Origin of the sequence: Dyella solisilvae, assembly GCF_003351225.1 — a bacterium.
Classification (GTDB): Bacteria; Pseudomonadota; Gammaproteobacteria; order Xanthomonadales; family Rhodanobacteraceae; genus Dyella; species Dyella solisilvae.
On sequence record NZ_QQSY01000005.1, the window covers coordinates 91,569 to 108,962 of the forward strand.

The window sequence follows — 17,394 nt, forward strand, 5'->3', positions numbered from 1 at the left end:
ACGCGCAAGCACAGGCGTAAACTGCACAAATGCGAATGACTCTTATTGGCGTGTGGTATGCCTGCCTGCTCGCCCTCGGGTTGGCCGTGGTTCCCGCGCGAGCCCAGTCGCCAGCGACTGGCGATACGGCCGCCACCGTCGCGCAGACGTGGCAGATGCTCGACTACCTGGCCACGGACTATGCCGGCGCCGTGCACGACGGCGCCATTACCAGCGCATCGGAATACAACGAAATGCGCGAGTTCGCGGGCCAGGCGCGCGAGCACATTCGCAGCTTGCCGCCTTCGTCGACCACTCCGACATTGCTGCGCGATGCTGATGCACTGGTCGCCTCCATCGACGCCAAGTCCTCGTCGGAACGGGTGGCCCAGCAGGCGCACGCCCTGGCCGACGGCTTGTTGCAGGCCTATCCGGTTCCCACGGCGCCGTCCCGCGCGCCTGATCTGGCGCGCGGCGCCGAGCTTTACCAGTCCCAATGCGCCGCGTGCCACGGCGCCGGCGGCCATGGCGACGGCCCGATCGGCCGCACGCTATCGCCACGCCCCATCGACTTCACCGACCCGACACGCGCCGACCAGCGCAGTGCGCTTTCTCTCTACGAAGTGATCACACAGGGCGTGGCCGGTACGCCGATGGCGGGCTTCGCGTCCTCACTCTCCAGCGACGATCGCTGGGCGTTGGCCTATTACGTGGGCACGCTGGCGTATCCGCAGGCTGCCGAGCAAGGTGAACGGGCCTGGCAAGGCAGCGACGCTGCGCGCAGCGACATCACCTCGCTCAATGAATTGTCCCGCGCACGCGTGAACCAGTTCGCGACCACGCTGGGCGCCGATCAGGCGAGGCTCATCATCGGCTACCTGCGCGCCCACCCCACTGCCGTGCACCAAGCCCTGTCAGGCATCGCGCTGGCGCGGGCGCGCCTGGCGGCAAGCGTGGCGAGCTATCGCCACGGTGATGCGGAGGATGCACGCCAATACGCCCTTTCGGCCTACCTTGATGGCGTCGAGCCGATGGAAGCCCGGCTCAATGCACGCAATGTCGCGTTGCGTGCGCAGATCGAAACCGGCATGGGCGCCTACCGCACCCTGCTTTCCGATCGGGCGACCGCCGAAGAGGTGGCCGCGCACGCCGCTGCAATCGATGGCCTGCTCGTGCAAGCCGACCATCTCCTGACCGAGACGGCCAACAGCCCGCTCACGGTGTTTCTCGGCGCTCTCACCATCCTTGTGCGCGAGGGCCTCGAGGCGTTGCTTGTGGTGGTGGCGCTGCTCGCGTTCCTGCGCAAGGCCGAGCGCCACGATGCCGTCCGCTACGTGCACGCCGGCTGGCTACTGGCCCTGCTTGCCGGCGCCATCACCTGGGCGCTCGCCAGCTACGCCATCACCATCAGCGGCGCCAGCCGCGAGCTCACCGAGGGGCTGTCATCGCTGTTCGCCGCCGCCGTATTGCTCGGCGTCGGGCTGTGGATGCACCAGAAGAGCATCGGTGGCCGGTGGCAGGCCTATCTCAAGGCGAAGATGGCCACCGCGCTGGACCGTCGCTCGGCGTGGTTCGTGTTCGCATTGACCTTCATCTCGGTCTACCGCGAGGTATTCGAGACCATCCTGTTCTACGCGGCGCTATGGAGTGAGGGCCAGGGCGCATGGCTGCTGGCTGGCATCGCCACCGGCGCGCTGGTGCTGGGCCTGATCGCCTGGGTGCTGCTGCGAACCAGTCGGCGCCTTCCGCTGGGTGTGTTCTTCTCCGCCAGTTCGGCGCTGATCGCGGTGCTTGCCGTCGTGCTCACCGGCAAGGGCGTGGCGGCGCTGCAGGAGGCGGGATGGACGGCTGTAAGCATCGCGCCGGTGCCGTCGGTGGAATGGCTTGGCATCTATCCGACCTGGCAGTCACTGCTGGCGCAGTTGGCGGTCGCCGCGATGCTCGCCATCGGCTTCACCGTCAATCGCTGGCGGGCCCGGAGCGCTTGAGCAGTCCTCAAGGCAATACTGAACAGGTATTGCCTTAACGCACCAGCAGGTTCCGCTTGCCCGGCTGGCCGTCCCACTTTTCGGCATCGGGCAAGGCCGGGATCTTCGTGGCGATCACCGGCCACTGGCGCGCCAGCTCGGCATTGATCGCAACAAAAAGCGATTGTTCCGCCGGAACGTCATCCTCGGCGTAAATCGCGTCCACCGGACACTCCTCGACGCACAGCGTGCAGTCGATGCATTCGTCCGGATCGATCACCAGAAAATTGGGCCCCTCGTGGAAGCAGTCCACCGGGCACACTTCCACGCAGTCAGTGTGCTTGCAGTTGATGCAATTTTCCGTGACGACGTGGGTCATACCGCCTCCGCTTGGGTCGACCGCGGAGGTTGCCCACGGGATCAGCCACGGTCACTGACTCAAATCAGTCGCCCGCGACAGTGGAAGCTGGCCGGGGAAGCGCGCATCATTATCCGGAGGGATTTTCGGACTGCGGCAATGAGCCACGCGACTTGCGAGCGCGGCTGCCTGGAAAAATTGATCTGCGTCATCGAAGTGCGACGTTCGCGCAAGGCAACATCCTTCAATTGAACAGGGTGGTTCGTTATGCCTAACACTGAGTACTACGACGACAAAGTCGTTCGCCTCTTTCTTCTGGCCGCCGCAGTGTGGGGCATCATCGGAATGTCGGTTGGCGTCTATATCGCCGCCGAGCTGATGTGGCCAGTCTTCAACTTCAACATTCCCTGGCTCACCTTCAGCCGCCTGCGCCCCGACCATACCTTCGGGGTGATCTTCGCCTTCGGCGGCTCGGCGCTGATGGGCACCTGCTACTACGTGGTGCAACGCACCGGCCACACCCGACTGGCGCTGTCGAAGCTGGCGGAGATGACCTTCTGGGGCTGGCAGCTGGTGTGCGTGCTGGCGATGACGACCATGCCGCTGGGCATCACCCAGAGCAAGGAATACGCCGAGCCGGAATGGTTCGTCGACATCCTGATCGCCGTGGTGTGGGTGTCGTTCGGCGTGGTGTTCTTCGCCACCCTGGCCCGACGCCGCATCCGGCACATCTACGTGGCGAACTGGTACTACGGCGCGTTCATCATCGCCGTCGGCCTGCTGCACATCGTCAACAACATCGCGCTGCCAATCAGCCTGACCAAGTCGTACCCGGTCTATTCGGGCGTGGTCGATGCGATGGTGCAATGGTGGTACGGCCACAACGCGGTGGCGTTCTTCCTCACCGCCGGCTTCCTCGGCATGATGTATTACTTCGTGCCGCGCCAGGCCCAGCAGCCGTTGTGGAGCTACCGCTTCTCCATCGTCAATTTCTGGGCGCTGATCTCGGTGTACATGTGGGCGGGCTCGCACCACCTGATGTACACCGCGCTGCCTGACTGGGTGCAGTCGGTGGGCATGGCGTTCTCGCTGATCCTGCTGATGCCCAGCTGGGGCTCGGCCGCCAACGGCCTGCTGACCTTCAATGGCTCCTGGCACAAGCTCAGGACCGACCCGGCCGCCAAGTTCATGGTGCTCGCGCTGGTGTTCTATGCCGCCGCCACCTTCGAAGGCTCGATGATGGCGATCAAGACGGTCAATTCGCTGTCGCACTACACCGACTGGACCATTGCCCACGTGCACTCCGGCGCGATCGGCTGGGTGGCGATGATCACCATCGGTTCGCTGTACGCCATGGCGCCACGCGCACTGGGCAAGCCGGCCATGCATTCGAACAAGGCCATGGAACTGCATTTCTGGCTGCACATCACCGGCCTGCTGATGTACCTGGGCTCGATGTGGACCGCCGGCGTCACCGAAGGCCTGATGTGGCGCGCCACCAATGCGGACGGCTCGCTGACCTACTCCTTCCTGGACAGCCTGATCGCGATCAAGCCGATGTACCTGATCCGCTGGCTTGGTGGCATGTTCGTGCTCAGCGGCATGGTGGTGATGGCGTGGAACCTGTGGCACACCGCGGCCGACGCGCGCGCCCGGATCATCAAGCCGATCCCGGTGCCGATCCCCGAACCGGAGCCGCACCAGGTGCCCGCTCCGATCCCGGCGGCCGGTTGAGGAGCGCGCCATGTCCTATAAGCAATTCGAAGCGATCGAGAAGCATGCCGCCCTGCTGGGCATCCTCACCGCAGTAATGGTGTCGCTCGGCGGCCTCGCCGAGATCACCCCGCTGTTCATGGAAGCCCATGCGGTCAAGGCGCCGGCCAACGTGAAGCCGTACGACGCACTGCGCCTGGCCGGTCGCGACATCTACGTGCGCGAGGGCTGCTACCTCTGCCACTCGCAGATGATCCGCGCGCTTGCTGCCGAAACGCAGCGTTACGGGCACTACTCGGTGGCCGAGGAATCGGTCTACGACCGCCCGTTTCAGTGGGGCTCCAAGCGCACCGGTCCGGACCTGGCCCGCGTCGGCGGCAAGTATTCCGATCGCTGGCATGAGATGCACCTGATCGATCCGCGCCAGGTGGTGCCGCAGTCCAACATGCCGGGCTATCCGTGGCTGACCCAGGCCAAGATCGATGGCGCCGACATCCAGGCGCGCATGCGCGGCCTGCGCAAGCTCGGCGACCCATACACCGACGCCGACATCGCAAGCGCTCCGGATGCCGTGAAGGACAAGACCGAGATGCAGGCGCTGATCGCGTACCTGCAGGGACTGGGCATCAAGAACGAACCCGCCGGCGGCCTCGGCGGTTCCACCGGCCCAGCCAATGACGGAGGCGAGCCATGAGCGACGTCTGGGCGGATTTCTGGGGTCACCTGACCGGCGTGATCATCGTGGTGATGATGGTCACCTTCATCAGCATCTGGGCCTGGGCCTGGAGCGGCCGCCACAAGCAGCCGTTCACGCGCATGGCGCAGTTGCCGATGGAAGATGACCTGGACAACCAAGCCGCGGCGCAACCGACGCCCGCAAAGGATCAGCAGCCATGAGCCTGTTCTGGTCGCTCTGGATCATGTTCCTGATCGTGCTCAACCTGGGCATCACGCTGTTCCTGTTCGTGTGGGCCCCCCGCGCCAAGATTCCGGTGCAGGAAGACGGCACCACCGGCCACGTGTGGGCCCACGGCGTGCTGCGCGAGGGTCTGCAGAACCTTCCGCGCTGGTGGATATTCATGTCGGCGACGATGTTCGTCATCGGCTTCATCTACCTGGCCCTGTTTCCCGGCTTCGGTCGCGTCAAGGGCCTGCTCGGCTGGACTTCGCATGGCGAGCTGAGCGCGAACGTCGCCGCCAACAACGCCAAGCTCAACGAGATGATGAAGCGCTTCTCGCTCTATCCGATCGAGCAGCTTGCCCACGACCCTGCCGCCCAGCAGCTCGGCCGGCGGCTGTTCCTGGACAATTGCGCCGCTTGCCATGGGCGCGAAGCGAAGGGCAACCAGCGCCTGGGCGCCCCGGACCTGACCGACAACGACTGGCTTTATGGCGGCGACGGCAAGGCGATCTTCACGTCGATCCATGATGGCCGCGCCGGCGTCATGCCGCCCTGGGCCAGCCTGGGCGAGGAGAACGTGAAGAACCTCGCGCAGTTCGTGCTGAGCCTCTCCGGCTCGCCGCACAACGAGCAGCAGGCGGCCGCGGCCAAGCCCTTGTTTGCTACCTGCGCCGCCTGTCATGGCCCGGAGGGCAAGGGCAATCAGGCGCTGGGCGCACCCAACCTCACCGACAAGATCTGGCTGCACGGCGGCACCGTGGAGGATATCGAGACCACCATCCGTGGCGGCCGCCAGGGCCAGATGCCGGCCTGGAGCCCGCGCCTGACTGACGATCAGATCCGCGTGCTGGCCTCGTACGTGTACAGCCTGTCCCACCCGGACCATGTCGATTAACCATCCCGCTGCGCCGGTACCAGGCTCGCCCTGGTATCGGCAACCGATCCTCTGGCTTGGCGTGGCGATCTTTGCAGCCTCTCTTGCCGGTTGCGTGTGGATGATCGTGCTCGGAGCCCGTTACGCGGACAAGCCACTGGCAACGCAGCATCCGGTGTTCGGCGTGCCGTCGAGCAGCCATAGCAGCGCGCCACGATGAACACCTACGAAGCATGGTCACATCCGCAACTGGCGGCCCAGGTGGTGCGCAGGCGGCAGGACGGGCACTGCGAGGTCGCGCTGCGCGTTGACGCCTTGCAGGGCGCGCGGCAGGTGCTGCGACTCGAGCAGATGATCCACTCGCTGCCCGGTGTGCGGCGCGTCGCCGTCGACGCGCCCGCCAAGCGGGTGCGCGTGGTGTGGGACGGCGAGCGCACCTCGTTGCCGGCCCTGTTGCAGACCTTCGCCGCCATGCGCTGCATGGCGCAGCCGCTGCGCAGCGACAGCATCGACGACGCGCGTTCACGCGAAGCCCACGACATGCTCAAGCGGCTGCTGGTCGCCGGCATGTGCGCCATGCAGGTCATGACGTACGCCTTCGTCATCTATATCGGCGTGGTCGACTTTGTCGATTTCACCACGCGCGGACTGTTCCGCTGGCTCGGCCTGATTTCCACCGCGCCGGTCGTGTTCTATTCGGCCCATCCGTTCGTGCGCGGCGCGCTGCAGGAGCTGCGCGAGCGCCGCCTGGGCATCAACCTTCCGGTGGCGATCGCGGTATGGCTGGTGTTCGTCGCCAGCGCCATCAACACCGTGCGCGGCAGCGGCGAGATCTACTTCGACTCGGTGAGCATGTTCGTGTTCCTGCTGCTGGCGGGACGTTACATCGAACTCAAGGCGCGCCACCGCAGCGGCGCGCTGGGCGACGCCGTGATCGACGGCACGCCACTCTTTGCGGAGCGGCGCCTCGCCGACGGCAGCCTCGAAACCGTCCCGGCCATCGAACTGCTGCCCGCCGACCGGGTGCTCGTCCGCGAAGGCGGCATCGTGCCTGCCGACGGCAGGTTGGCGAGCGAGCAGGTGCAGGTCGACGAATCCCTGCTCTCGGGCGAGTCGCGGCCGGTGGTGCGTTACCGCGGCGATCATCTGGTCGCCGGCAGCGTGCTGGTCGGCGGCCCGATCGAGCTGCAGGTGGAGCACAGCGGCAATGACACCGCCGCCGCGCGCGTGGGCGCCCTCAGCACCCAGGCCCGCATTGCCCGTGACGCCGCCGCCTCGGCGGACGACGTGGCGCTGCGCCGCTTTGTGGCGCGCGTGTTGCTGCTCACTCTGCTGACCGCCGCCGGCTGGCTGCTGGTCGATCCGCAGCGCGCGTTTGAATCGGCAGTGGCCGTGCTGGTGATCGCCTGCCCCTGCGCATTCGCACTTACCTCACCCAGCGCCCTGACCCGGGCTCTCGGCGTGCTCGCCCAGCGCGGCGTGCTGGTTGCGGACAGCGCCGCCTTGGCGCGCATGGCCGAGGTGGACATCGCCGTGTTCGACAAGACCGGCACGCTGACTGAGCCGCACATTGACGTCGCCCAGGCGCGTTGCTGCCGCGGCCGCGATGCGGCCGACTGGTTGCCATTGGCCGCGTCACTCGCCCGCGAGAGTTCCCACCCGCTCGCGCGCGCCGTCGCCGCCGCTGCGGGCCACGCGAGCGTGCCGGACGCCCAGCGTGTCGAGGTCGCCAGCGGAGGCGGAATCAGCGGTGTCGCACAAGGCCTAGCCCTGCGTCTCGGGCACTCCCGTTTCGCCGGCGTGGTTGCCGACGCGGCGGAGGGTGACCTGTGGCTGGCCGATGACTCCGGCCCGCTGATCGCCTTCAGCGTCGGCGAGGCGCCACGTGAAGACGCCGCCCAGACCCTGCAGGCCCTGCGCGGACTGGGCATCGGCGCCGTCATCGCCAGCGGCGATACCGCGGCGCGCGCGGCCGCCATGGCCGACCGTCTTGGCGTCACCGAGTGGCATGCGCCCTGCACGCCCCAGGACAAGCTCGCCCTGCTGGAGTGCAAGCGCCACGAGGGCCACATCACCCTGGCGGTGGGTGATGGCAACAACGATGCACCCGTGCTGGCGGGCGCCGACGTGTCGGCCGCACTGGCCAGCGGTACGGACCTGGCCCAGGCGCATGCCGATTTCCTGCTGTTGCACGGGCGCCTGCACGGACTGGTCGAGGCGCGCGCCATCGCCCGCCAGGTGCGGGACGTGATCGCCCAGGGGCGTCGCTGGTCGCTTGGCTACAACCTCTGCGCCGTGCCGTTCGCGGCGCTGGGCCTGGTGCCACCCTGGTTGGCGGCCATTGGCATGTCGGTGAGTTCGCTGGCCGTGGTGCTCAATGCCTGGCGCATCGGGCGTCCCGTCGCCCGCGAAGCGGACGTGCTGGCATGAATATCCTTCTGGTGCTCATCCCGGTGACGTTGCTGATCGTGATCGTGGCGGTCGTGATCTTCTTCTGGGCAGTCAACCACCAGCAGTTCGACGACCTGGACAGCCCGGGCATGTTGCCGCTGATGGAAGAGCCCGAGCCGGAAGACAAGCCACAGGACGCGGCATCCTCCTCCGAAGCACTCTCCACCGAAAAGGTCGACGCGCCGCACTGAGCGGCGCATCGGCTCAGCCGGCCGCGGCCGCCTGCAGCAAGGGGGCGCCGACCTCGCGCAGCGCGACGGGATCGCGCAGGCGGGCATGCCGGCCGGTGATGTCCACCCAGCCGCGGTCACGGAAGCGGCTCAGCACACGGCTCACCGTCTCCGGCGCCAGGCGCAGGTAGTTGGCCATATCGCTGCGCGACATCGGGAAATGGAACACGGTGGTGGAATGTTCGCGGCGACCCTGGCGCTCGCCCAGGTCGAGCAGGAACGCGGCGACGCGCTCGTCCGCAGTGTGATCGCCCGCCAGCATGCTGGCCATGCCCAGCTCGCGGCTCAGCAGCCGGAACAGGTGGTTCTGCACCACCGGAACCTCAGCGGCGAGACGGCTCATCGCCGGGAACGAGAAGCGACAGAACGTGGTGGACTCGAGCGCGATCGCATCGCACGGATAGCAATCGGGATAGATGGCGTTGAGGCCAACCACCTCGCCGGGCAGGTAGAAGCCGAGCACCTGCTCGCGGCCGTCGCGACTGTATATCGAGGTCTTCACGCAACCGCTGCGCACGGCATAGATCGCGCGGAATGGCTCGCCACGACGAAACAGATGCTTGCCCTCGTCATGCTCCTGCATGTGCTCGACCAGGCCGTGCAGCGCCTCCAGCTCGTTCCTTCGATAGCCGGTGGAAAGGCATTCATGCGAAAACGCGCAGCGATCCGAGGTTCCGGAGCACTCGCTGTGCAGTGTCGGCTGGGGAAGCGGCGCCTTGGGTACGAGCGACAGTGTGGTAGGCATGGTGAATATGGGGCTGATGCCTGAGGGGCGATGAGCCATTCTAGGACGTCCGCTGCCGCGTGCCCGGCCTGCGTCCTCCTGCCACAGTCGCTTGTCCTGAACGGTGTCTGCTAAGACCCTCGGCGGTCGCGCGGGTTTTCTGGGAAAATTCCTACGCCAGCGCGACAGGCGCGCTGATGGCAACACGCAGCAGGTGAATCACGTGATTGAACTGGTGGGTTTCGACGGCGACGACACGCTGTGGCACAGCGAGGGTTACTACCAGGCCGCGCACGGTGAGTTCGAGCGCATCATCGGCGAGTACGTGGATCTGGCGGACGTCCACGTCCACGACCGCCTGCTGGCCACCGAGCGGCGCAACATCAGGCTGTTCGGCTACGGCGCCAAGGGCATGACGCTGTCGATGCTGGAATCGGCCATCGAGATCACGCGGTCGCGCATCAGCGCCGACGACCTGCACCGCATCATTGAACTCGGCAAGCAGGTGCTGGCGCATCCGGTCGAATTGCTGCCCGGGATCCGCGCCGCCGTGGAAGCAGTCGCAGCGAACCACCGCGTAGTGCTGATCACCAAGGGCGACCTGTTCCACCAGGAGCAGAAAGTGGCGAACAGCGGCCTTACCGACCTGTTCCACCGCATCGAGATCGTCTCGGAGAAGGACGAGCGCGCGTATCTCGGCGTGCTCGAGGAGTTCTCACTGACGCCGGAACGCTTCGCCATGGTTGGCAACTCTCTGCGCTCTGACATCGCGCCGGTGGTGCAGCTGGGTGGATGGGGCGTCTACATGCCTTACCACGTCACCTGGGCGCACGAGACCGATACCGACTTCGTCGACGGCGGCTCGCATGTGGTTCAGGTGGACGATCCGGCGGACATCGCCGGCGCCGTCGAGGAGCTACGGGCTCGTGCAGTCGCCTGAAACCATGTCCCCGGAAAGCGCTTCAACCGCATCGCCGTCGTTGGAGCAAGACCGCGAGCGCCTGCGCGATTTCATCGCCGCGCATCCGCGCCTGTTCGTACTGACCGGCGCCGGTTGCAGCACGGATTCGGGCATTCCCGATTACCGCGACAGCGACGGCGGCTGGAAGCGCCCGCAGCCGGTCACCTACCAGGCCTTCATGGGCGAGCGGGCGACCCGGCAGCGCTACTGGGCGCGTAGCCTGGTTGGCTGGCGACGCTTCGGGCGAGCCCGCCCCAACGCCACCCATCACGCACTCGCGCGCCTTGAGCAGCACGGCCATGTCGCCATGCTGCTCACCCAGAATGTGGACGGCCTGCACCAGGCGGCCGGACACCGTCAGGTGATCGACCTGCACGGCCGTCTGGACGAGGTGCGCTGCATGTCCTGCGATCGTCGCCTTCCCCGCGACGAGTTTCAGCGGACTCTGGTCGAGCTCAATCCGACGTGGGCGCAGCTCGACGCCGGAGACGCGCCAGACGGCGACGCGGATCTGGAGGGACGGGATTTTTCCACCTTCGATGTTCCACCCTGCCCGGACTGCGGTGGAATCCTCAAGCCCGACGTGGTGTTTTTCGGCGAAGGCGTGCCGCGCGGGCGCGTTGACGCCGCCATCACATCGCTGAACGCAGCCGACGGCGTACTCGTGGTCGGCTCGTCGCTGATGGTGTTCTCGGGATACCGCTTCGTGGCGGCCGCCGCGCGCGACGGCAAGCCGATTGCGGCGATCAACCTGGGGCGCACCCGCGCCGATCCGCTGCTCAGCCTGAAAATCGAACAATCCTGCGCCGGGGCCCTGGCTTTCATAGTGTGAAGCCCGCGACGGTAAGTCTCTCGCGAATTGTGACAATTTGATGCAAAGTAGAAATCCCCGGTCGTCTGGAAGGTTTCCATGAATGCCAGGTTGCAGCATCGCGGTACCGCATCCCGTGTTTCCTCGGGTCGAGCGAGGGGGCGCACGGAGAGGCAGTCGGCGTTCGACTGCATCCGGCAATCGCTGGACAGCCACATGACCAAGGCGCATGACGCACGCAAGCGCCTGCTCGAAGAGCCCTACGACGCGAAATTGCTGCACGCCTGGCGCGTGTCCTTGCGCCGCGTTACCGCTACCTTGAAAGACGTCGCCAGGTTTTCCGACGATGATCTGGACGACGTGCTGCGCTATCTGCGCCAGTGCCGCGAAGCCACCGGGTCTTGCCGGGACATCGACATCCTCAGCGACGCGACCTTGCCTGCGTTCATCGGCAAGGAAGGCGCCAGGCTCGGCGATCCCGAGCAAATGCGGCAGACAGTGTCCGACCGGCAACAGGAAGCCCATCGCCAGGCGGTGATCGCGCTCAAGAAACACGATCTCGCGGTTCCCTTGCAGGCATGGCGACATTGGGTGTTGTCACTGGATCCGCCCAGCGACAGCGCGGTGCGTCAGGTGGCGGCGGCGGCGATCGAAGAGCGTTTCGGGACGCTGAAGAAGCGCGCCGCCAAGCTGGATGGCGGCCAGAAACGCCTGCATCGCCTGCGCACCGCCACGAAGAAGCTGCGTTACACGATCGAGCTGTATCAGCACGTGTTTCCCAGGCAGTCGTCAGCCGCGTGGCTCAAGCAACTGGCGGACCTGCAAGGCCACCTCGGACAGGCGCACGATTACATGATGGGAAGCGCACTGTTGCCGTCGTTGGCAGGGAGCGGCGAGGAAGGCCCCCAGCTCAAGCCGTTTCGCCGCTGGGCCAAGCGCATGGCTTTCGATGCTTCGAAGAAGTCCGTGCATTCACTGACGCGACTGGAAGAACTGCGTCCTTACTGGCGCCCCCACGCGCACTGAGACGTCAGCGGCGGGCGCGGAAGAATTCGCGCAGCATGGTCGAGGATTCGTCCGCCAGCAGACCGCCCTCCACCGCGACGCGATGATTGTGCCGGTCCGAGATCAGCGTATCGAACACGCTGCCTGCGGCGCCGGTCTTGGGATCAGTCGCCGCATAGACAACGCGCCCAATGCGCGCATGCACCAGCGCCATGGAACACATCGCGCACGGCTCCAGCGTCACGTACAGCGTCGCGCCGGGCATGCGGTAGTTCGACAGCTTCTCGCCCGCCGCTCGCAGCGCCATGATCTCCGCATGCGCGCTGGGATCGTTGAGCGTGATGTTGCGGTTCCAGCCGAGGCCGATGATCTCTTCGCCCTGTACCAGTACGGCGCCCACCGGCACTTCGTTCTCGGCATCGCGCGCGTGCGCCGCCAGCTGCAGCGCACGGCGCATGTAACGTTCGTCTTGCTCGGAAAAGGCCGGCTCCGGGAGCGGAATCTGGTCGGTCATAAATGGCTGCGGAAACGTGCGCGAGCCGGCATTCTACCGCGTGCACCCACGTTTCCATGGCGTCAGTGACGGGAATGCCTTCCATCCGGCGGACTCGCCAGGGCGCCGCCTCCCACTTGATGCTCAAGGCGAGTGGCCAGCCGGCACTACACCGCTGCAGCAAGGCCGACGACGAAATCGAGGAAGGCACGCACCTTGGCGGACGGATGGTGGCGCGAGGGATAGAGCGCATAGAGCGGAAAACGCTCGTCCGGCCAATCAGGAAACAACTCGATCAATTGGCCGCCTGCGACCAGCGGCCCGGCGGCCACGTCCATGACCTGGGCAATGCCATAGCCCGCCGCGCAAGCCGCATGCATGGTGCCGCCATCGTTGACGATCAGGCGACCCGAGGTTTTCACGGCGACGCGTTTGCGCTTGCGGTGGAACTCCCAGGGAAACGTACGGCCCGTCGCCGGATCGCGAAACTCGATGCAGACGTGCGCGCCGCCTTCCAGGTCCTGCGGCTGTGATGGCCGTCCATGGCGACGCAGATACGACGGCGCAGCGACGGTAAGGATGCGCGTCTCCAGCAGCTTGCGGGCCACCAGACTGGAGTCTGGCGGCTCGCCGAAACGGACGGCCAGATCGAACCCGTCCGCCACGATGTCGCCCAGTTGATCGCGCGTGGCCAGCTCCACCTCCAGTTGCGGGTACGCCGCCATGAATTCACCCACGCGCGGGGCAAGCACCAGGCGCGAGAACAAGGGATCCATGTGCACGCGCAACCGTCCGCGCACGATGGTCGCACCTTGCGCCGCATTGGCCGCGGCCTCTTCCAGCCCCGCCAGCAAGGGCAGCACCTGGGCGTGGAAGCGTCGGCCTTCGTCCGTCAGGCGAACCGAGCGCGTGGTGCGATCGAGCAGGCGGATGCCCAGCCGCGCCTCCAGCCGCGCGATCGCCCGACTGACGCCGGGCGGCGACATGTCCAGCACCTCACTGGCAGCGGCAAAACTGCCGCTGTCGACCACCGCAGCGAATACGCTGATGCCATTGAGCATGCGTTCGTCGAAGGCCATGAATTAGTGCTCTTTTGTCATCTATCAATTGCCATTGATGTTATCGCGAAACTAGTGGCCGACGCCCAAAATCACCCCCGAACGCGGCTCGTCGCCGCCACATCGAGGATGTCGAACATGTATGCCGTGATGGGTGTCACCGGCCAGGTTGGCGGCCAAGTAGCCAATGAACTGCTGGAAACGGACCACGCCGTCCGCGCGATCCTGCGCGATGAAGCCAAGGCGGCCCGCTGGATCGATCGGGGCTGCGAGATCGCACTGGCCACCGCCGACGATGCCGACGCCCTGACCGCCGCCTTTGCCGGCGTGGACGGCGTGTTCCTGATGATTCCGCCCGACTACGATCCCGCGCCCGGCTTTCCCGGCATCCGCAAGATCATCGCGACGGTAAGCCAGGCCGTGACCGTGGCGCGCCCAGACAAGCTGGTGTTCCTGTCCACGGTCGGCGCACACGTCGCAACCTTCTCGTTGCTCAACAACTCCCGCATGGTCGAGGCCGCACTGCGCGAGCTGCCGATCCCCACCGCCTTCGTGCGCGCCGGCTGGTTCATGGAGAATGCCGCATGGGACGTCGCCGCTGCCCGCAGCGGCTTGATTCCCAGCTTCCTGCAGCCTCTGGATCACCCGATACCCATGGTCGCGACGGCCGACCTTGCGCGCACGGTCGCGGGCACGCTGGTGGAAAGCTGGCAGGGTCATCGTGTCATCGAACTGGAGGGCCCGCGCCGCTACTCTGCCCTCGATATCGCCAGCGGCTTCGCTGCTGTGCTCGGCCGCCCTGTGCGCACAGAACCCGTGCCCCGGGACACCTGGGAACACCTGTTTCACACACAAGGCATGCAGAACCCTGAGCCTCGCATGCGTATGCTCGACGGCTTCAACGAGGGCTGGATCGATTTCGAGCACGGTCAGGCCGGCTCACGCAAGGCCGTGACCACACTGGAAACCGTGCTGCAAGGCTTGCTCGATCGATCCGCCTGATACCCATCGACGAGGCGTGACATGACATCGAACGAACAACAGAAGCAACAGACCGCGCTCATCATTGGCGCCTCGCGCGGCCTGGGCCATGCGCTCGTCGCCGAATACCTCAAGCGTGGGTGGAACGTCATCGGCACCGTGCGCGGATCGGGCCACTCGCCGTTGCATGAACTGCAGGCCGGCGCCGATGGCCGGCTGTTGATCGAGCATCTCGACATCGATGTCCCCGAACAGATCACCGCCCTGCGCCAGCGACTGGAAGGCGCGCCGCTCGACGTGCTGTTCGTCAACGCCGGCATCTCGCTCGAGGCAGACAAGCCCATCGGCCAGACCAGCACCGACGCCTTCCTCCGCATGATGACCACCAACGCGCTCAGCCCGATGCGCGTCATTGAAACGTTGGATGCGCTCGTGTCGCCCGGCGGCGTGATCGCCGCCATGTCCTCAGGACTCGGCAGCGTCGCCAACAACCATGACGGCGGCTGGGAGGGTTATCGCGCCAGCAAGGCCGCGCTCAACACCCTGATGCGCAGCTACGCTGCCCGCCAATCCGTATCCACCCGCACCCTGCTGCTGATCGCGCCGGGCTGGGTGCGCACCGACATGGGCGGATCCGGCGCCACCTTCGAGATCAGCGAGAGCATCCCGCGCGTCGTCGACGTGGTGACCGCGCAGACCGGTCGCAGCGGCCTGCAGTACCTCACGCGCCTGGGCGAGACCGTGCCCTGGTGATGCCGAAGGCGGCGCCCGCGCCCGCTGGCGGGGTCAGGCCTGGATATAGACCCAGGCCTTTCTGCCGGACCTGAGACGCACGGTGACCCGCTTGTAGTCCGAGACTTCATATCGATCAGCCGCGGCCAACTCCGCCGCGGTGATCCGGAACACCTTGCCGGCGACTTCGTCTGCCGGGTTGTCGCTGGGCGCGACGATGGGGTGGAAGCGTTCGCCGCTCTTGCGGAGAACGTCTGGATCGGTGATCTCCACCATGGTCCGGCGATAGCCCGGCATGGCGTCGTCCTCGCCATCCAGCAACCGGCCAAAAGACTCGAGCTGGACACGCTCGAGCTGCAGCGTCCCGTAGGAGAACAGCAGCTCGCAACGATCAGAAGCCGGCGACATCATAAAGTCTTTACCATCAAGCAGTTATCAAGACTTCTTGAGACTCGCCGAGCCATCAAGGGTAGCCCGACTCACTCCCACTCGATGGTTGCGGGCGGCTTGCCACTGATGTCATAAACGACACGAGAAACACCGCGCAACTCATTGATAATACGATTAGAAACCTTGCCAAGGAAGTCATACGGCAGGTGCGCCCAATGCGCCGTCATGAAGTCGATGGTCTCCACGGCACGCAGCGCGATCACCCATTCGTAGGCACGGGCATCGCCCACCACGCCCACCGACTTCACCGGCAGGAACACGGCGAAGGCCTGACTGGTCTTGTCGTACAGATCCCAGGCGCGCAATTCCTCGATGAAGATGGCGTCGGCGCGAGCCAGCAGCTCGGCGTATTCCGGCTTCACCTCGCCCAGGATGCGCACGCCCAGGCCGGGGCCCGGGAACGGATGGCGGTAGACCATCTCGCGCGGCAGGCCGAGTTCCACGCCGATGCGGCGCACCTCGTCCTTGAACAGCTCGCGCAGCGGCTCGACCAGCTTGAGCTTCATGTGCTCCGGCAGGCCGCCCACGTTGTGGTGGCTCTTGATCACGTGCGCCTTGCCGGTCTTGCTGCCGGCCGACTCGATCACGTCGGGGTAGATGGTGCCCTGCGCCAGCCACTTCACCTGGCCGTGGCCGGCGTTGGTGACCTTGGCCGATTCCTCGTCGAAGATCTCGACGAACAGGCGGCCGATGATCTTGCGCTTGGCTTCCGGGTCGGCAACGCCTTCCAGCGCGGTGAAGTAGCGCTCGGCGGCGTTGACGCGGATGACCTTCACGCCCATGTGCTCGGCCATGGTGGCCATCACCTGGTCGCCTTCCTGCCAGCGCAGGAGGCCCGTATCGACGAACACGCAGGTGAGCTGGTCACCGATCGCACGGTGCAGAAGAGCCGCCACCACGGAGGAATCCACGCCGCCGGAGAGGCCCAGCAGCACATGGTCGTCGCCAACCTGCTCGCGCACGCGGGCAATCTGGTCCTCGATGATGTGCGCGGCGGTCCACAGCGTCTGGCAGCCGCAGATTTCCGTGACGAAACGCTTGAGCAGCGCGGTGCCCTGCTTGGTGTGCGTCACCTCCGGATGGAACTGCACGCCGTACCAGCGCTTGTCCTCGTTCTCCATCACGGCGACCGGGATGCGGTCGGTGGAACCGGTGATGACGAATCCCGGCGGCGCCTTGGACACGTGATCGCCGTGGCTCATCCACACATCCAGGCGATGCACGCTGTCGTGGTCGCTCAGTTCGGCGAACAGTCGGCTCTTGGCCACGATGTCTACTTCCGCGTGGCCGAACTCGCGCGCATCGGCCGCCTCGGTGGCGCCGCCCAGCTGCGCGGCCAGCGTTTGCATGCCGTAGCAGATGCCAAGGATCGGCAGGCTCGAGTCGAACACTTCCTGCGGCGCCCTGGGGGCGCCCGGCAGCGTGGTCGACTCCGGACCACCGGACAGGATGATGCCCTTGGCGCCAAACGCGGCGATCTCGGCCGGATCGTGGTCCCAGGCCCAGATCTCGCAATACACGCCGATCTCGCGCACGCGCCGGGCGATCAGCTGGGTGTACTGCGCGCCGAAGTCGAGGATGAGGATTTTGTCGCTATGGATATCGGTCATGGCGGCGGGAATCAGAGTTTGAAAAAGAGAAAGGTCGGAACGCCGCAACGCCCCGACCTGCGAATGACTTCACTACCGTCATCCCGGCGAAAGCCG

At 66.0% G+C, this 17,394-nt stretch carries 19 protein-coding genes; 13 read left to right on the forward strand and 6 right to left on the reverse strand.

The genetic code is table 11. The features are described from left to right. Positions 1 to 35 precede the first annotated feature (35 nt). Positions 36 to 1,967, forward strand: a complete 1,932-nt coding sequence (locus DVT68_RS16560; protein ID WP_233523525.1) for an FTR1 family protein — start codon at positions 36 to 38, stop codon at positions 1,965 to 1,967. A 34-nt stretch (positions 1,968 to 2,001) separates the two neighbouring features. Here the strand turns inward: DVT68_RS16560 and fdxA are convergent, their stop codons facing one another. After that, positions 2,002 to 2,325, reverse strand: coding sequence for a ferredoxin FdxA (fdxA, locus tag DVT68_RS16565; RefSeq protein WP_114826216.1), 324 nt, complete (start codon positions 2,323 to 2,325; stop codon positions 2,002 to 2,004). A 246-nt stretch (positions 2,326 to 2,571) separates the two neighbouring features. Between fdxA and ccoN the strand changes: the two genes are divergently transcribed. The 7 genes from ccoN to ccoS are packed head-to-tail and all read left to right on the forward strand — an operon-like array spanning position 2,572 to position 8,434. Next, complete coding sequence (gene ccoN / locus DVT68_RS16570) at positions 2,572 to 4,038, forward strand: cytochrome-c oxidase, cbb3-type subunit I (protein WP_114826217.1); 1,467 nt, start codon at positions 2,572 to 2,574, stop codon at positions 4,036 to 4,038. A 10-nt stretch (positions 4,039 to 4,048) separates the two neighbouring features. Next, positions 4,049 to 4,711 carry a cytochrome-c oxidase, cbb3-type subunit II gene (gene ccoO / locus DVT68_RS16575; protein WP_114826218.1) on the forward strand — a complete coding sequence of 221 codons (663 nt, stop codon included), beginning with the start codon at positions 4,049 to 4,051 and terminating at the stop codon, positions 4,709 to 4,711. Then, the gene (locus tag DVT68_RS16580) at positions 4,708 to 4,914 is read left to right on the forward strand and encodes a cbb3-type cytochrome oxidase subunit 3 (RefSeq protein ID WP_114826219.1); all 207 of its coding nucleotides are present in this window, start codon (positions 4,708 to 4,710) and stop codon (positions 4,912 to 4,914) included. The genes ccoO and DVT68_RS16580 overlap by 4 nt, the downstream gene beginning before the upstream one ends. Then, positions 4,911 to 5,813: a cytochrome-c oxidase, cbb3-type subunit III gene (gene ccoP, locus DVT68_RS16585; protein ID WP_114826220.1), complete on the forward strand. Its 903-nt coding sequence runs from the start codon at positions 4,911 to 4,913 to the stop codon at positions 5,811 to 5,813. Before DVT68_RS16580 ends, ccoP begins: the two co-directional genes overlap by 4 nt. Continuing rightward, a complete protein-coding gene (locus DVT68_RS16590) occupies positions 5,803 to 6,012 on the forward strand; it encodes a hypothetical protein (protein ID WP_114826221.1) in 210 nt (69 codons plus the stop codon). The genes ccoP and DVT68_RS16590 overlap by 11 nt, the downstream gene beginning before the upstream one ends. Then, entirely contained in the window at positions 6,009 to 8,222 is a 2,214-nt protein-coding gene (locus DVT68_RS16595; protein WP_114826222.1) for a heavy metal translocating P-type ATPase, read from the forward strand. Before DVT68_RS16590 ends, DVT68_RS16595 begins: the two co-directional genes overlap by 4 nt. Then, a complete protein-coding gene (gene ccoS, locus DVT68_RS16600; protein ID WP_114826223.1) occupies positions 8,219 to 8,434 on the forward strand; it encodes a cbb3-type cytochrome oxidase assembly protein CcoS in 216 nt (71 codons plus the stop codon). The genes DVT68_RS16595 and ccoS overlap by 4 nt, the downstream gene beginning before the upstream one ends. Before the next feature lie 13 nt (positions 8,435 to 8,447). On the opposite strand, the gene DVT68_RS16605 is transcribed toward ccoS, so the two are convergent. Further along, a complete protein-coding gene (locus DVT68_RS16605) occupies positions 8,448 to 9,218 on the reverse strand; it encodes a Crp/Fnr family transcriptional regulator (RefSeq protein WP_114826224.1) in 771 nt (256 codons plus the stop codon). A gap of 202 nt (positions 9,219 to 9,420) precedes the next feature. Here DVT68_RS16605 and DVT68_RS16610 point away from each other — a divergent pair, with 202 nt between their 5' ends. From DVT68_RS16610 to DVT68_RS16620, 3 genes are all read left to right on the forward strand, one after another. Continuing rightward, positions 9,421 to 10,137, forward strand: a complete 717-nt coding sequence (locus tag DVT68_RS16610) for an HAD family hydrolase (protein WP_114826448.1) — start codon at positions 9,421 to 9,423, stop codon at positions 10,135 to 10,137. A 4-nt stretch (positions 10,138 to 10,141) separates the two neighbouring features. Next, a complete protein-coding gene (locus DVT68_RS16615; protein ID WP_114826450.1) occupies positions 10,142 to 10,990 on the forward strand; it encodes an NAD-dependent protein deacetylase in 849 nt (282 codons plus the stop codon). A 195-nt stretch (positions 10,991 to 11,185) separates the two neighbouring features. Then, positions 11,186 to 11,995, forward strand: a complete 810-nt coding sequence (locus tag DVT68_RS16620) for a CHAD domain-containing protein (protein ID WP_158543527.1) — start codon at positions 11,186 to 11,188, stop codon at positions 11,993 to 11,995. A 4-nt stretch (positions 11,996 to 11,999) separates the two neighbouring features. Here DVT68_RS16620 and tadA read toward each other — a convergent pair whose 3' ends face one another. Both tadA and DVT68_RS16630 read right to left on the reverse strand, forming a co-directional pair. Continuing rightward, complete coding sequence (gene tadA / locus DVT68_RS16625) at positions 12,000 to 12,488, reverse strand: tRNA adenosine(34) deaminase TadA (RefSeq protein WP_114826226.1); 489 nt, start codon at positions 12,486 to 12,488, stop codon at positions 12,000 to 12,002. A 146-nt stretch (positions 12,489 to 12,634) separates the two neighbouring features. Continuing rightward, the gene (locus tag DVT68_RS16630; protein WP_114826227.1) at positions 12,635 to 13,546 is read right to left on the reverse strand and encodes a LysR family transcriptional regulator; all 912 of its coding nucleotides are present in this window, start codon (positions 13,544 to 13,546) and stop codon (positions 12,635 to 12,637) included. Between the two features lie 54 nt (positions 13,547 to 13,600). Here DVT68_RS16630 and DVT68_RS16635 point away from each other — a divergent pair, with 54 nt between their 5' ends. Both DVT68_RS16635 and DVT68_RS16640 read left to right on the forward strand, forming a co-directional pair. Beyond that, a complete protein-coding gene (locus DVT68_RS16635) occupies positions 13,601 to 14,527 on the forward strand; it encodes an NmrA family NAD(P)-binding protein (RefSeq protein ID WP_199536105.1) in 927 nt (308 codons plus the stop codon). 21 nt (positions 14,528 to 14,548) lie between these two features. Further along, the gene (locus DVT68_RS16640) at positions 14,549 to 15,259 is read left to right on the forward strand and encodes an SDR family NAD(P)-dependent oxidoreductase (RefSeq protein WP_114826229.1); all 711 of its coding nucleotides are present in this window, start codon (positions 14,549 to 14,551) and stop codon (positions 15,257 to 15,259) included. A 33-nt stretch (positions 15,260 to 15,292) separates the two neighbouring features. On the opposite strand, the gene DVT68_RS16645 is transcribed toward DVT68_RS16640, so the two are convergent. Together DVT68_RS16645 and guaA are read right to left on the reverse strand one after the other, a co-directional pair. After that, positions 15,293 to 15,649 carry a gamma-glutamylcyclotransferase family protein gene (locus tag DVT68_RS16645; RefSeq protein ID WP_233523526.1) on the reverse strand — a complete coding sequence of 119 codons (357 nt, stop codon included), beginning with the start codon at positions 15,647 to 15,649 and terminating at the stop codon, positions 15,293 to 15,295. 68 nt (positions 15,650 to 15,717) lie between these two features. After that, complete coding sequence (guaA, locus tag DVT68_RS16650) at positions 15,718 to 17,298, reverse strand: glutamine-hydrolyzing GMP synthase (RefSeq protein ID WP_114826230.1); 1,581 nt, start codon at positions 17,296 to 17,298, stop codon at positions 15,718 to 15,720. Positions 17,299 to 17,394: the final 96 nt, after the last annotated feature.